At 62.9% G+C, this 13,758-nt stretch carries 12 protein-coding genes; 4 read left to right on the forward strand and 8 right to left on the reverse strand.

Annotated elements, in window-relative coordinates; translation table 11 throughout:
• Positions 1 to 73 precede the first annotated feature (73 nt).
• A complete protein-coding gene (locus FJ548_RS21095; protein WP_140778865.1) occupies positions 74 to 1,369 on the forward strand; it encodes an amidase in 1,296 nt (431 codons plus the stop codon).
• Positions 1,370 to 1,393: 24 nt separating this feature from the next.
• Here the strand turns inward: FJ548_RS21095 and FJ548_RS21100 are convergent, their stop codons facing one another.
• Genes FJ548_RS21100 through FJ548_RS21115 form a run of 4 tightly spaced genes read right to left on the reverse strand, consistent with a single transcriptional unit; the run spans position 1,394 to position 5,228 of the window.
• Positions 1,394 to 2,386, reverse strand: a complete 993-nt coding sequence (locus tag FJ548_RS21100) for a hydroxyacid dehydrogenase (protein ID WP_246678725.1) — start codon at positions 2,384 to 2,386, stop codon at positions 1,394 to 1,396.
• Positions 2,387 to 2,388: 2 nt separating this feature from the next.
• A complete protein-coding gene (locus FJ548_RS21105) occupies positions 2,389 to 3,108 on the reverse strand; it encodes a FadR/GntR family transcriptional regulator (protein ID WP_140764570.1) in 720 nt (239 codons plus the stop codon).
• Between the two features lie 2 nt (positions 3,109 to 3,110).
• Complete coding sequence (locus FJ548_RS21110; RefSeq protein ID WP_140764573.1) at positions 3,111 to 4,280, reverse strand: mandelate racemase/muconate lactonizing enzyme family protein; 1,170 nt, start codon at positions 4,278 to 4,280, stop codon at positions 3,111 to 3,113.
• 60 nt (positions 4,281 to 4,340) lie between these two features.
• Positions 4,341 to 5,228 (reverse strand): sugar phosphate isomerase/epimerase, encoded by an 888-nt coding sequence (locus FJ548_RS21115; RefSeq protein WP_140609308.1) that lies wholly within the window; start codon positions 5,226 to 5,228, stop codon positions 4,341 to 4,343.
• A 396-nt stretch (positions 5,229 to 5,624) separates the two neighbouring features.
• Between FJ548_RS21115 and FJ548_RS21120 the strand changes: the two genes are divergently transcribed.
• From FJ548_RS21120 to FJ548_RS21130, 3 genes are all read left to right on the forward strand, one after another.
• Positions 5,625 to 6,680, forward strand: coding sequence for a sugar phosphate isomerase/epimerase (locus tag FJ548_RS21120; RefSeq protein ID WP_140778866.1), 1,056 nt, complete (start codon positions 5,625 to 5,627; stop codon positions 6,678 to 6,680).
• A gap of 114 nt (positions 6,681 to 6,794) precedes the next feature.
• Positions 6,795 to 7,982, forward strand: coding sequence for a Gfo/Idh/MocA family oxidoreductase (locus tag FJ548_RS21125; RefSeq protein WP_140609304.1), 1,188 nt, complete (start codon positions 6,795 to 6,797; stop codon positions 7,980 to 7,982).
• Between the two features lie 163 nt (positions 7,983 to 8,145).
• On the forward strand, positions 8,146 to 8,997 hold the full coding sequence (locus tag FJ548_RS21130) for a sugar phosphate isomerase/epimerase (RefSeq protein WP_140778867.1): 852 nt from the start codon (positions 8,146 to 8,148) through the stop codon (positions 8,995 to 8,997).
• Between the two features lie 245 nt (positions 8,998 to 9,242).
• Here the strand turns inward: FJ548_RS21130 and phnE (FJ548_RS21135) are convergent, their stop codons facing one another.
• From phnE (FJ548_RS21135) to phnC, 4 genes are all read right to left on the reverse strand, one after another.
• Positions 9,243 to 10,610 carry a phosphonate ABC transporter, permease protein PhnE gene (gene phnE, locus FJ548_RS21135; protein WP_140609300.1) on the reverse strand — a complete coding sequence of 456 codons (1,368 nt, stop codon included), beginning with the start codon at positions 10,608 to 10,610 and terminating at the stop codon, positions 9,243 to 9,245.
• A 157-nt stretch (positions 10,611 to 10,767) separates the two neighbouring features.
• On the reverse strand, positions 10,768 to 11,724 hold the full coding sequence (phnE, locus tag FJ548_RS21140; protein WP_140778868.1) for a phosphonate ABC transporter, permease protein PhnE: 957 nt from the start codon (positions 11,722 to 11,724) through the stop codon (positions 10,768 to 10,770).
• Between the two features lie 55 nt (positions 11,725 to 11,779).
• Positions 11,780 to 12,688, reverse strand: coding sequence for a phosphonate ABC transporter substrate-binding protein (gene phnD / locus FJ548_RS21145; RefSeq protein WP_140609296.1), 909 nt, complete (start codon positions 12,686 to 12,688; stop codon positions 11,780 to 11,782).
• Positions 12,689 to 12,835: 147 nt separating this feature from the next.
• Positions 12,836 to 13,693 (reverse strand): phosphonate ABC transporter ATP-binding protein, encoded by an 858-nt coding sequence (gene phnC / locus FJ548_RS21150; protein WP_140695407.1) that lies wholly within the window; start codon positions 13,691 to 13,693, stop codon positions 12,836 to 12,838.
• Between the last annotated feature and the right edge of the window lie 65 nt (positions 13,694 to 13,758).

Raw genomic sequence — 13,758 nt, forward strand, 5'->3', positions numbered from 1 at the left:
TTAAGTCTCGGCAAGCCATGCAACTGGCTTCTCATCTTAAGACGTTCAGGCAGTCCGGAGTCCGACACCGACAATGCAATCCGTCCGCGATCATCTCGAAATTATTCTTGCGCGCCTTGCCGCCCGCGCCGGCGACGAACGCGTTTTCACGAGGATTTACGCGGAGCCGGCGCGCGCGGCGGCCGACGCCAGCGATGCCCGCAAGCGAGCCGGCGTGACGCTCGGGCCGCTCGATGGCACCATTGTCTCGATCAAGGATCTGTTCGATGTCGCCGGTGAGCCGACCACGGCCGGCTCGCTGATGCGCAAGACCGCCACGCCCGCTGCGCGCGATGCCGCTATCGTCGGCCGGCTGCGGCAGGCCGGCGCGGTCGTCATCGGCAAGACCAATATGACTGAATTCGCCTTCACCGCGATCGGCGACGACATGCACTACGGCACGCCAGGCAATGCCGCCGACGCCAGCCGCATTCCGGGCGGTTCGTCGTCAGGCGCTGGCGTTTCCGTCGGCGAAGGAACGAGCGACATTTCGATCGGCTCCGACACTGGCGGCTCGATCCGCATACCGGCGGCGCTCAACGGCGTCGTCGGCTTCAAGCCGACGGCATGGCGCGTGCCGCTTGCCGGTGCCTTTCCGCTGTCGAGCACTCTGGACTCGATCGGGCCGCTTGCCCGAACCGTCGCACAATGTGCCGCTGCCGATGCGGTGATGGCCGGCGAGATGCCGAGCGAACTGGCGGGCATTGCACTCGCCGGGCTTCGCGTCGGCATCCCGCGCGGCATTCTTTTCGAAGATGCGGAACGCGAAATTGCCGCGGCCTTCGAGCATTGCCTTGGCAAGATCGAACAGGCTGGCGCGCGCATCGCGAATCTGTCGATCGACGACATGATCGCGGATCTGCGTGCGGCCACCAAGCGCGGCTCGATCGCCGCGATGGAAGGGGCTGAAGTGCATGCCGACTGGCTGGCGACGGGCGCATCGGTGCCGGTCGACCCTCATGTCAGCGGGCCATTGTCGCGGGCCGCAATGCTGCCGACGCCGGTCTACATCAGGGCGCTACGCCGCCGCAGTGCGCTCGCCGCCGCCATGGACGAGCGCCTGACGCCGGTCGATGTACTGGCCCTGCCAACCACGCCGGTGACGGCGCCGACCATCGTTTCCATGGCCGAGGATGCCGAACTGCGTGATCGCATCGAGGGTCTGCTGCTGCGCAACACACAGATCGCCAACCAGTTCGACCTCTGCGCGATCTCGCTGCCGATGACTGACATGGCGCTGCCGGCCGGGCTGATGCTGGTGGCACGGAATGGCCATGATCGGCATCTGCTGCGGATTGCCGCTGAAGTGGAGAGGCTGCTGGGCGGCTGATCGGCAGGGCGAAACCGCAATGCGCTATATGTCGAGCGGAAACCGTCGCCGGTAGTGATCGACCACTTCCGGATTGCGCAGATTGACCGGCAGTTTGCCCGCCAGCACCAGCAAGGCCTCGCCCGCCGCGCCAATCCCCATGCGCATCATCGATTCCTCGGTGATCCCTGCCATGTGCGGGGTGATGATGACGTTGTCGAAGCCGAAATAGGGATGATCTGGCGGCAGCGTCTGCGTCGAAAACACGTCGAGCGCGGCGCCGCCGATGCGGCGTCCCCGCAAGGCTTCGATCAGCGCATCGTCGTCGACGACCGGCCCGCGCGACACGTTGATCAAGAGCACGTTGGGTTTCATGCGCGCGATGCGCTCGCGGCTGATCAGGCCGCGCGTCTCCGGCGTCAGCGGACAGCAGAGCACGATGATGTCGCTCTGCTCGACCAGCGCGTCGATCGACAGGAAGCCGACCTTCTCCGGCGCCGGCTGCATGCTGCGTGTCGTTGCCACCACCTTCAGGTCGAAGCCTTGCGCGGCGATATGGCCGACGGCCTGCCCGACCGCGCCAAGGCCGACGATGCCGATGGTCTTGCCGGCAAGCTCGATATTGGCGTTGGCATGCTCGCGTCCAGCAAGCCAGCCTTTGGCGCGCAGGTCGCGGTCGACCCTGCGGAATTGCCGCAGCAGCGCAAGGGCCGCGAACATGACGTGTTCGGCCACCGAGCGCGCATTGACCGCCGGCACATTGGCCACCAGCACGCCGGCGCCGGTCGCCGCCTCCATCGGGATCATGTCGAGCCCGGCGCCATGGCGGATCGCCGCTCGCAGCTTCCAGGCACCCTCGAACAACGCCGGCGGCAGCGGTGCGCGGACGATGACGATGTCGGCGTCCCTGGCCTCCTTGGTGAGGGTGCCGGCATCGAGCGCCGAAGCGATGACGATCTGACCGGCGCCGGCGAGCCTGGCTGAAGCGCGCGGATGCAGCGGATGGGTCGACAGGATCTTCGGCACGGTCTCGGCCACGGTCAGGCCTTTTCGAACGCCGGGCTCGCTGGCGCAACCGCCTTGCCGCCCTCGATCAGGCCTTTCCAGTAGCTTTCCGCGCCCTGCAGATGGGCACTCATCAGCGCCTGGGCGAGATTGCCGTCGCGGCGCAGCAGCGCCTCGTAGATCTGCACGTGTTCGGCATGCGAACGCACGCTGCGTTCGGGATCGTTGAAGTAGATCGGCAGGCGCTGCTCGCCCATCAGATAGTAGACGCTGCAGATGTTGTGGAAGACGCCGTTCTTGGTGGCACGCACGATCTCGAGGTGAAACTCGCGGTCCTCCTTGGCGAGGCCTTCGCCGGCGACGATGCGCTCCTCGGAGGCCTTGAGGATTTCGCGCAGCCGTTCGAAATTCTCTTCGGTGGCGCGCGAGCAGGCAAGCTCGGCGGCCTTGATCTCATGGATCTTGCGCAATTCGACGGTCTCATAGATCTGCAACGGATCAAGCGGCAGGCCGGCGCGCGCGAACAGCGCCAGCGCCTCGACGCTTGCCTGCTTGGTGTCGATATAGATGCCTGATTTGGCCCGGCGCTCGACGATGCGCATGGCTTCGAGGATAGCCAGCGCCTCGCGGATCTGGCCGCGGCTGACGGCGAAATGCTCCGCCAGTTCGCGTTCCGACGGCGTACGGCCCGTCTCCTTGTCGGAGTGGGAGAACAGATAGGCGGCGAGTTCCGCGAGAAGGTTCTTTTCTTTCATCGTCAATTGCGTTGCGCGTGCGCCTCCAGGAACCGCTCCGAAATGGTGAACCCCAATCCGGGCTTTTCGGGGATCGCTATCATACCGTCCCTTGCTTCGACAGTCTCTTCGATCAGGTCGTGGATCATCGGGTTGGCACCGAGCGAATATTCGACGGTGAAACTTGATGGCGATGCGGCGCAGACATGCAGCCCGGCGAAGAAGCAGGGCGCGCCGGCCCATAGATGCGGTGCAAAGCGCAGGTTGAAGGCGCTGGCGATGGTGCCGATCTTCATCGCCTCGCTGATGCCGCCGCAGAAGGCGGGATCAGGCTGGAAGATGTCGGCGGCCTTGAGCATTGCGAGATCGCGGAAGGCATAGCGCGTCGCCTCGCTCTCGCCGGTGGCGATCGGAACGGCGCCGGAGGCACGCACTTCCGCCATGCCCGGCTTGTCGTCGGCGATGACAGGCTCCTCGAACCAGGCGAGATCAAGGTCGTTGACGAGATGGATGAAGCGCTTGGCCTCCGCCACCGTATAGGTGCCATGGGCATCGACCATCAACTCGACATCGGGGCCGATCGCCTGGCGGGCGGCGCGCACGCGGGCCGCGGAAATGTGTGCGGCGCGATCCATGGCGCCGACGCGCATCTTCAGCGCCTTGAAGCCGCCCTGGGCGATGTAGGATTTCAGCTGTTCGCCGATGGCATCGGCGGACGCCCAGCCGCCGGAGGCATAGGCCTGCATGCGATCGACCTTGCGTCCGCCGAGCAACCGCCAGACCGGTTGGCCGAGCGATTTGCCCAGTATGTCCCAGAGCGCGATGTCGACGGCGCTGATGGCGGCAATGCTCATGCCGCGCCGCGCCAACTGCGGCATGGCGTGGCCGGCGCGGGCCGCACCGTCGTGGCGCACGCCGTTGTAGAGCATCTCCCAGATGACGCCGATATCGGCTGGATCTCGGCCGATCAATTGCGGCCCGACCTCATGGTTCAGCATATGGACGAGGGCGCTGTAGCTGCCGGCGCTGCCGGCGGCGTTCTTGCCTTCGCCCCAGCCGACCAGCCCGTCATCGGTCCCGATGCGTAAGATGGCGGCATCAAAGGTCGTCACCTGGCCGAAGTCGCTGCGGTGCTGCCGCGCGGCTTCGATCGGGATGCGGACCCACCAGGCCTGGACAGTCTTGATGCGCATGTTTTTCCCCAGCCCTGCCGCCGGTCGAGGCGGAAGGGCAAATTTCCCAGAGACAGTCGACTACTTGATCAGCGGCAGCAGCGTTTCGGCGGTAATGCGCATCTGGTCGGTGTAGAATTTCTCGGTGAGCACGCTGGAGCCATGGTCCTGGATGAACTTCAACTGCTCGGGCGAGATATCGACCGGGTGGCGCTCGACCATGTCGGGATAGGGTGCCGCCGGCGTGCGGTCGACCGGAGCGACGAACTCATTGGTCAGCGCGCCGTCGTAGCCGACTTCCTTCAAAGTGGCGACGATCCTTGGCCAGTCGATCTGGCCGAGGCCTGCGGCGAAGCGGTTGTTGTCGGCGACATGGAAGTCGAACAGCCGCTTTCCGACCTGCCGGATGGCGTCATGGACGTTAAATTCCTCCATGTGGATATGGTAGGCGTCGAGGCAGACGCCGCATTCCGGACTGACCGCGTCGGCCAGTGCCAGCGCCTGGGCGCCGCGATTGAACAGATAAGTCTCGAAGCGGTTGAGCGGCTCGACGGCGATCTTGACGCCGACCTTCTTGGCGTGGCTGAAGCATTCGCGGGTTGCGTCGACCACCCACTTCCATTCCTCTTCCTCGGTGCCGTCAGGAACCACCTTGCCGACCGTGGCCGGAACCAGGGTGATGATCTCGCCATCGAGTTCGCTGACCATGGTCAGCACGTCCTTGACGTACTGTACGGAGCGCTCGCGCTGGCCCTGGTCCCTGGCGGCAAGGTTGCGCTCGCCCAGCATCAAGGTCACCGCACCCCAGCAGCGGATGCCATGCTCTCTCAAGAGCGCCCGCGTCTCCTTGGTTTTGTATTGCTCGGGCTCGCCGGAAATCTCGATCGACTCATAGCCGAATTTCTTGATGCGCTTGAGCGTGGTCTCCAGGGGTTCCGCGCGCATCCAGTTGTGCGTCGAAAGATGCATGGTCTGTCCTTCCAAATTGGTCCGTATGGTTTGCCTGCGACATGCATCGCCGAAAGACGACGCAAGGGCTCCTCCCCAAGGCATCACCAGCCCTTCCTGCAAACTGGTTCGACCAATTGAGCCTGAGTGGAGGTCTACAGCAAATTCTCCTGAACGGCAAGAAGCGTGGCGGCGTAACGCGGCATGCGAATTATTCCCTTGATTATATTGCAATATGTGCCGATATCCCGGATGTGCGGAGGGCTTGGCCGAACCATTGTGAGGCTTGACCAAATTCCCCTATTTGGTAATACCAGAATGGCAATGCCTGCAAAGCGCACGATGCGAAAGACCAAAGTGGCTGGCCCTGTTTTCAATCAGCGCTATGCTTGGTCGACAAAGAAGGGGAGGATGCCTATGCCGACGACAATGAAGGGTCCCGGGCTGTTTCTGGCGCAGTTCGCGGGCGATGCCGCGCCATTCAATTCGCTGGCCTCGATCACCAAATGGGCTGCCGGTCTCGGCTACAAGGGCGTGCAGATCCCGACCTGGGACCGACGCCTGTTCGACCTTGAGAAGGCGGCGTCCTCCAAGGCGTATTGCGACGAGGTGAAGGGCATCTGTGCCGATGCCGGCGTGGAGATCACCGAATTGTCGACGCATCTGCAGGGTCAATTGGTGGCGGTGCATCCGGCCTACGACACGCAGTTCGACGGCTTTGCGCCGGCTTCGGTGCACAGCAATCCCCAAGCGCGACAGAAATGGGCGGTCGAGCAGATGACCTTCGGCGCCAAGGCGTCGCGCAACCTCGGCCTCGATGCCTCTGTGACCTTCTCCGGCGCATTGGCCTTCCCTTACCTCTACCCTTGGCCGCAGCGGCCGGCCGGCCTGATCGAGGAGGCCTTCGCCGAACTCGGCAAGCGTTGGAAGCCGATCCTCGATGTCTATGAGGACAATGGCGTCGATGTCGGCTACGAAATCCATCCCGGCGAGGACGTGTTCGACGGCGCCACCTTCGAAATGTTCCTCGATGCGGTCGGCGGCCATAAGCGTTGCAACATCAACTACGATCCGTCGCACTTCCTGTTGCAGCAGCTCGACTATCTCGAATTCATCGACATCTATCACGAGCGCATCAAGGCCTTCCACGTCAAGGACGCCGAGTTCAATCCGACCGGCCGGCAAGGCGTCTATTCCGGCTATCAGGGTTGGGTAAATCGGGCCGGCCGCTTCCGCTCGCTGGGCGATGGGCAGGTGGATTTCGACGGCATCTTCTCCAAGCTGACGCAGTACGATTATGATTCCTGGGCAGTGCTGGAATGGGAGTGCTGCCTGAAACATCCGGAGGATGGCGCGGCAGAGGGCGCGCCCTTCATCCAGCATCACATCATCCGGGTGACGGAGAGGGCGTTCGACGATTTCGCCGGCGGCACCACCGACAAGAAGCTGCTGCGCGCAATGATGGGCATTTAGCGCCGGGAGGGATAGGTTCAGGCCGAGATCTTCGGCCTACGACCCCACCCGATCCGCTGCGCGGATCGACCTCCCCTCAAGGGGAGGTAAGCACAACGAGGGAGACAACAAAAAATGGTCGGCGCATCGAAGTCGGAAACGGGAGGCGGCCCGATCCGCTATGGCATGGTCGGTGGCGGCCAGGGCGCCTTTATCGGCGCGGTGCACCGCATCGCGGCGCGCATGGACAATGAGTTCGTGCTGGTTGCCGGTGCACTCTCTTCCGACCCCGCCCGCGCCAAGTCTTCGGCGGCCGAACTCGGGCTCGATCCGGACCGCAGCTATGCGTCCTACGCCGAGATGGCCAAGGCCGAGGCGAAGCGTACCGACGGTATCGAGGCGGTGGCCATCGTCACCCCCAACAATGTCCACGTGCCGGCAGCCAAGGCCTTCCTCGAGGCCGGCATCCACGTCATCTGCGACAAGCCGCTGGCGACGACGCTGGCCGAAGCAAAAAAACTGGCGGCGATCGTCGAGAAGACCGGCAAGGTGTTCGTGCTGACGCACAATTACACCGCCTATCCGATGGTGCGGCAGGCGCGCGAGATGGTGGCCAAGGGCATGCTCGGCGACATCCGTATCGTGCAGTCCGAATATCCGCAGGACTGGCTGACCGAGGATCTCGCCGCCACCGGCCAGAAGCAGGCATCCTGGCGCGGCGATCCGAAACAGGCGGGCGCCGGCGGGGCTCTGGGCGACATCGGCACGCATGCCTACAATCTTGCTCGCTTCGTTTCCGGACTGGAGCTGGACTCCCTGTCGGCCGATCTCGATGCCTTCGTGCCGGGACGGCAACTCGACGACAACGTCAACGTCATGCTGCGCTTCAAGCCGAACGGAAAAACGCATCCGGCCAAGGGCATGATCTGGGCAAGCCAGGTGGCGCCGGGCCATGAAAACGGCCTGAAGCTGCGCATCTATGGCTCGAAGGGCGGGCTGGAATGGGTGCAGGCCGACCCGAACTATCTCTGGTACACGCCCTTCGGCCAGCCAAAGCAATTGATCACCCGCAACGGCGCCGGCGCATTGCCGGTGGCGGGCCGCGTCAGCCGCGTGCCGTCAGGCCATCCCGAGGGCTATCTCGAAGGTTTCGCCAACATCTATCAGGAAGCGGCGCGGGCCATCCGCGCGGCGCGCCGCAAGGGCGGCAAGCCGGCAAAGGATGTCGTCTTCCCGACCATCGAGGACGGCGTCGAAGGTATGGCCTTCATCGAGGCCTGCGTGAAGTCGTCCAAGAAAAACGGAGCGTGGACGAAGCTTTGACCGGCGTGCCGATCTTCAGGTGATGCCGGCCTGCAAGCGGCTGTTCCTGCGCTTCCGGTGTTCACGTGCGAAAAGTACGCTCCGGTTCCCGGAAACGACCATTTTGGCTCGGCCTGATCTGAAGCTTGGAAACCCGGCGGGCTTAAAGTGGGGAGGAGCGTCGATGAAAATCGGCATGTGCATGTTCTTGTGGACGACGGCGGTATCGAAGAAGCACGAGCCATTGCTTCGCGACATCAAGGCGACAGGCTTCGACGGCGTCGAGATACCGGTCTTCGCCGGCACGCCCGACGACTACAGGAAACTGGGCGAGTTGCTCGATCGCATCGGGCTGGAGCGGACCGCGGTTTCGGCGATGGGCGATCCGGCGATGAACCTGATCTCGGCCGACGCGGCAACGCGCAAGGCGGGAATCGACTATATGAAATGGGCTGTCGATTGCGCCGATGCACTTGGCGCGAGCACATTGAGCGGACCGCTGCATTCGACGCTCGGCGCCTTTTCCGGCAGCGGGCCGACGGCAGCGGAGAAGAAGCGCTCGATTGCTTCGCAACGCGCCATCGGCGACCATGCCGGCAAGCGGAACGTCACAATCGGGCTCGAGGCGCTCAACCGTTTCGAATGCTACCTCGTCAACACGATGGCGGACCTGTCGGAGCATATCGACGCCATCGACCGCCCGCACATCAAGGCGATGTACGACACTTTCCACGCCAACATCGAGGAGGCCGACCCGATCGGAGCTTACACGAAGCATCGCGGCAACATCGTGCATATCCACATATCGGAGAACGATCGCGGCGTGCCGGGGCGCGGCAACATTCCGTGGAAGGAGACTTTCGCGGCCATCCGCAAGAGTGGCTACGACGACTGGCTGACGATCGAGGCCTTTGGCCGCTCGTTGAAAGACCTGGCGGCGGCGACCAAGGTGTGGCGCGATTTTTCCGAAACGCCGGAGGCGGTTTATCGGGATGGGTATAGGCATATCAGGAATGGGTGGAAGAAGGCGGCTTAGGCTCCTCCCTTCGTCATCCACGGGCGAAGCGGACGCGGAGACCCGAGGATCCATGCCGCGACCTCGATGCTCCGCAACGATTCAGAATTCTGCATCGCTATATTCAACGATTCAGAATTCTGCATCGCTATATTCTACGGCTTAGGTCACGGCATGGATCCTCGGGTCTGCGCCGCGTCGCTTCGCTCCTTGCTCCGCCCGTGGATGACGAAGGCGGCGCGGGCCGCTACCAAGCAGGGCGTTGATCACCCCTGCCGGGCTTGCATCCTGTTGTAGTCGTGGATGGTCCGGCTCAGCCTACGGCGCAGGAAGTTCGAGATGTTGTCGAAGATGAAGACGACCAGCAGGATCAGCAGCACCATGTAGAAGACGTTGGCCCAGTTGGAGTTGGTGCGCATGGCTTCCCACAATTTCAGGCCGATGCCGCCGGCACCGACGGCGCCGATAATGGTCGCGCCCCTTGTGTTGGATTCCCATTGGTAGAGTGTCTGGCTGATGAAGATGGGTATGACTTCCGGCATTACGCCATAACGCTGCACCAGCAGGCCGTTGGCACCGGTCGACTTGATGCCTTCGCGCGGTTTGTCGTCGATGTTCTCAAGACCTTCCGAATAGACTTTGCCGAGCGTGCCGATCTCGGTGAAGAAGATCGCCGCGCTGCCGGCCAGCGGCCCGGGGCCGAAGGCGCGGGTGAAGAACAGCGCCCAGATCAGCATGTCGACGGAGCGCATGAAATCGAAGAAGCGCTTGAGCACCTGGCTGAGCGCGCCGCTCGGCGTGATGTTGCGGGCGGCGAAGAAGGCCAGCGGGAAGGCGACGATGCCGCCGAGAAGCGTGCCGAGAAACGCCATGACGATGGTCTGCAGCAGCTTCGTCCAGACATCGCCGTGCTGCCATTGGGCGTTGTTCCAGATGTTATCGCCGGCGAGCGCGAGGTTCGAGGTGCCCGGCTTCAGTTCGGGACCCGACACGATCAGCGAGATCACTTCGCCGGCTGGCTTGCCGAAGAAGGGCGAGCGTGTGTCGAAGACGAAATTCGCCCAGCCGAGGAAGCGCTTGCGCACCTTGACGCGATCAACGGTGACGCGGACCTCGCCGACGAAACCCATACTGGCCACCACCTCGTCATCATGCGCGGTGATCCAGTCCGGCACCTGGCCCTCGACCACCGGCTTGCCACTGGTCAGCGAGACGGGAACCGTCTGGCCGTGGGCGGTAATCGTCGCCTGCGTCTTGTCGAAGGTGACGGATTTTGCCGGCCCATCTATTTGCACGGTGAAAGTGCCGTCCGGGTTCCTGATCACCCAGTCGGGGTTCGGATTATCGCCAAGGGCTGAGAAGCGCGGATATTTTGGCGTGATCTCGGGTTGATCAAGACGGAATTCCGGCTGCAGGTCGTAGCTGATCCACTGTGTAAGGAAGAGCGGCAGGCGCTCCCAGTGCGATTCCCTCAGCACCTGAGGCAGGCTGAAGAACCACATCGCATAGACGAGGTACAGCATTGTGCCCGTGACCAGGAACAGCGGGCCGTAGCGCTTGTAGGCCGGGCGACGGAACACCTGCGGGTAACGCTCCTCGATCGACAGGATTTCGTCGGCGGTCATCGCGGCCATGTCTTGTCTTTCTGGTTGACCATGATCTCTTCCGAAAAACGGTCTAGAGCATGATGCCGAAAAGTGTGAAGCGGTTTTCGGACGACATCATGCTCTAGCTTTTTGATTTAGAGACGGATTCAGATTTCAGGTCGACTCGACCTGAAATCATCCGGCTCTAGGCGTTCATCATAAAAGCCTGTTCGCCGACCAGCTTACGGCGCAGCCAGGCGGAGAACTGGTCGACGAGGAAAATGGTGGTGAACAGGAGCAGGACCAGCGCCAGCGTCTTGGCGCCGAAGCCACGCGAGATGGAGAGCTTCAGTTCCTCGCCGATACCGCCGCCGCCGACCGCGCCGATGATGGTCGAAGCGCGCACGTTAATCTCGATTCTGAGCAGCGTGTAGGACATGAAATTGGGCAGCACTTGCGGCAGGTCGGCGAAGCGCACCCGCTCGAACCAGTTGGCGCCGACGGCGCGCAGGCCCTCCTCGGGACGCATGTCGATGTTCTCGTTGATTTCGTAGAACAGCTTGCCCAATGCGCCGATGGAGTGCAGGCCGATGGCGATGATGGCGGCGATCGGACCGATCGAGACGATGGCCGCGAACAGGCCGGCGATGACGATCTCGGGGAAGGCGCGCAGCAGTTCCATGAACCGCTTGACGATCAGCCGCAGCACCGGATGGGGCGTCAGATTGCGCGCCGCGATGAAGGAGAACGGCACGGCAAAGACGAAGCCGACGAAGGTCGAGACCAGCGCCACATTCACGGTGGTCAGCATCAGCTCGAAATATTCGGGGACGTAGAACCCGCCCCAGACATAGACGCGGCCGAGCGGGAAGTTGAATTCCTGGGTGCCGGTATCATGTGGCGAGGCGATGTCGAACAGGGCCCGCCAGACGTCGTTCCAATCCTTGGGAACAAGCCAGCTCAGGAAATCCAGAAGGTGGGGCAGCCGGTCGAAGAAATGCCCGGCATTGGCTTCGTCGGCGAACCACATGCTGGCGAACATCGCCACGAGCAGCAGGGCGACGCCCAACGCCGTATAGAAGCGGCGAAGCGACGTCTGGCGTCGCCAGGCATCAGCCATCTGGTGGGGGGCGCCGGAAGGGGCGGGAACGGAAAGGGTCATGATCGGGGATGCAAAAAGGGCGGCGCTTTCAGCACCGCCCTTTCCGATTTCATCATCAGCCGCCGATGGCTGCCTTACGGGCTTCGACGATGACGCTGTAGAAGTCCGGCTTCACCGGAACGTAACCGGTGAAATCGCCGCCTTCGACGCCTTCGAAGCAAGCCTTGTCCTTCTTGGGCAGGTCGGTGAAGAAGGCCGTGAGCTTTGCAGTCATCTCGTCGCCGAGCGCGGTGCGCACGACCAGCGGGCCGTTCGGGATCAGGCCCGAGCGCCAGACTTCGACGAAGTCGTTAGGGTCGACGGCGCCCTTGGCGACTTCCTTGTGGAAGGTGCCGGAGCTGTAGCCGTTCTTGAAGTCGCCGATGCCCGAGGAATCGTCGACCGCGACATCGACCTTGCCGTCGCGCACGGCCAGAACGTTGTTCTCATGGCCGCCGTTGAACTGGGTCGAAGCGAAGAAGCTATCGTTCGGCATGCCGGTGGTCTTCGGAATCTGGGTCAGCGGGATCAGATAGCCCGAGGTCGAGTCCGGGTCGGCGTAGCCGAGTTTCTTGCCCTTGGCCGACATGATGTCCTTTATGCCCGAGGACTTCAGCGCCATGCCGATCGAGTAGTAGCCGGTGGAACCGTCGGTCTGTTTGGTGGTGAGGATCGGGGTGACGGCTTTCGGGTCCTTGATGTAGACGCTGGCATAGCCGGAAGCGCCGAGCTCGGCGAAGTCGAGCGTGCCGCCGAGCAGGCCCTGGATGACGCCGTCATAGTCGGCGGCGGGAAACAGCGAGACCTTCTCGAAGCCGAACTCGGTCTTCAGGTGGTCAGCCAGGCACTGGTAGTTGCGCAGGCGGTCGGTCTCGTTTTCACCGCCGAGAATGCCGACGCGGAATTCTTTCATGTCGGCGGCATGGGCCATGCTGGTGGCCATCGCGAGCACCGAAACGGCGCCAAAAATCATTTTCCTGAACATATGACGTCTCTCCTGTAGGTTCCGGCCCCGCGCCGGCAGCGTTCTTGATTTTGACGGTGCCCTTGACGCGGGCGGACGATCCAGTACGGCTTTTCTTGGCCCATGATCTTTCCCGAAAAACGAATTCCACTTTTCGGGATTATGGGCTCAGTATCCCGGGAAAGCGGGTTCGAGCGGTCCGGCGGATGCGGTAATCTTTTGTTTGTAGGCAACGCTGGTCGAGGTGATGGCCTCCGAGATTTCGCTGCCATTGGCATCGGCGCCGTAGACAAGACGCACGGCGTCGCGGTCGAGTTCTTCGGGCGGACCGTCGAAGACGACCTTGCCGGCGGCCATGCCGATGATTCGGTTGCAATAGGCGCGGGCGGTGTCCAGCGTGTGCAGGTTGGTGACGACGGTGATGCCTTCGCGAAGGTTGATGTCCTGCAGCGAATCCATAACCACCTTGGCATTGAGCGGGTCGAGCGAGGCGATCGGCTCGTCGGCGAGGATCACCTTGGGCTGCTGCATCATGGCGCGGGCTATCGCGACGCGCTGCTGCTGTCCGCCCGACAACGTGCCGGCGGGCTGGAGCGCCGTGGGCGCGATGTCGAGCCGTTCCAGCGCCGCGACCGCCTCGGCGCATTCGGCGCGCGAGAACATGCCCAGAAGATTGGACAGGGTCGAACGATGGTTTAGTTTGCCGAGCAGCACGTTGGTCAGCACGTCGAGACGCGGCACCAAGTTGAACTGCTGGAAGATCATGGCGCAGTCGCGCTGCCAGCGCCGCAGTGGCGAACCACGCAGCCTGGAGACCTCGGCGCCGTCAAAAAAAATCGACCCCTGGCTGGGATCGACAAGACGGTTGATCATGCGAAGAAGGGTCGACTTGCCAGCGCCGGAACGGCCAATGATACCAACCATCTGACCCTGCGGGATCGAGATGTTGACGTCGCTGACGGCGGTGTTCTTGCCAAATCGTCGGCTGACACCGCGGATTTCGAGCGTGGCAGAGGTAGCTGACATGGGGCCGGGCTCCAGTCCAGTCGCGATTGAAGGTCTGTTGGGTCTTCGCTAGCGCAGCGCCATGA

The sequence above is a fragment of the Mesorhizobium sp. B2-4-17 genome (assembly GCF_006441275.1).
Lineage (GTDB): Bacteria > Pseudomonadota > Alphaproteobacteria > Rhizobiales > Rhizobiaceae > Mesorhizobium.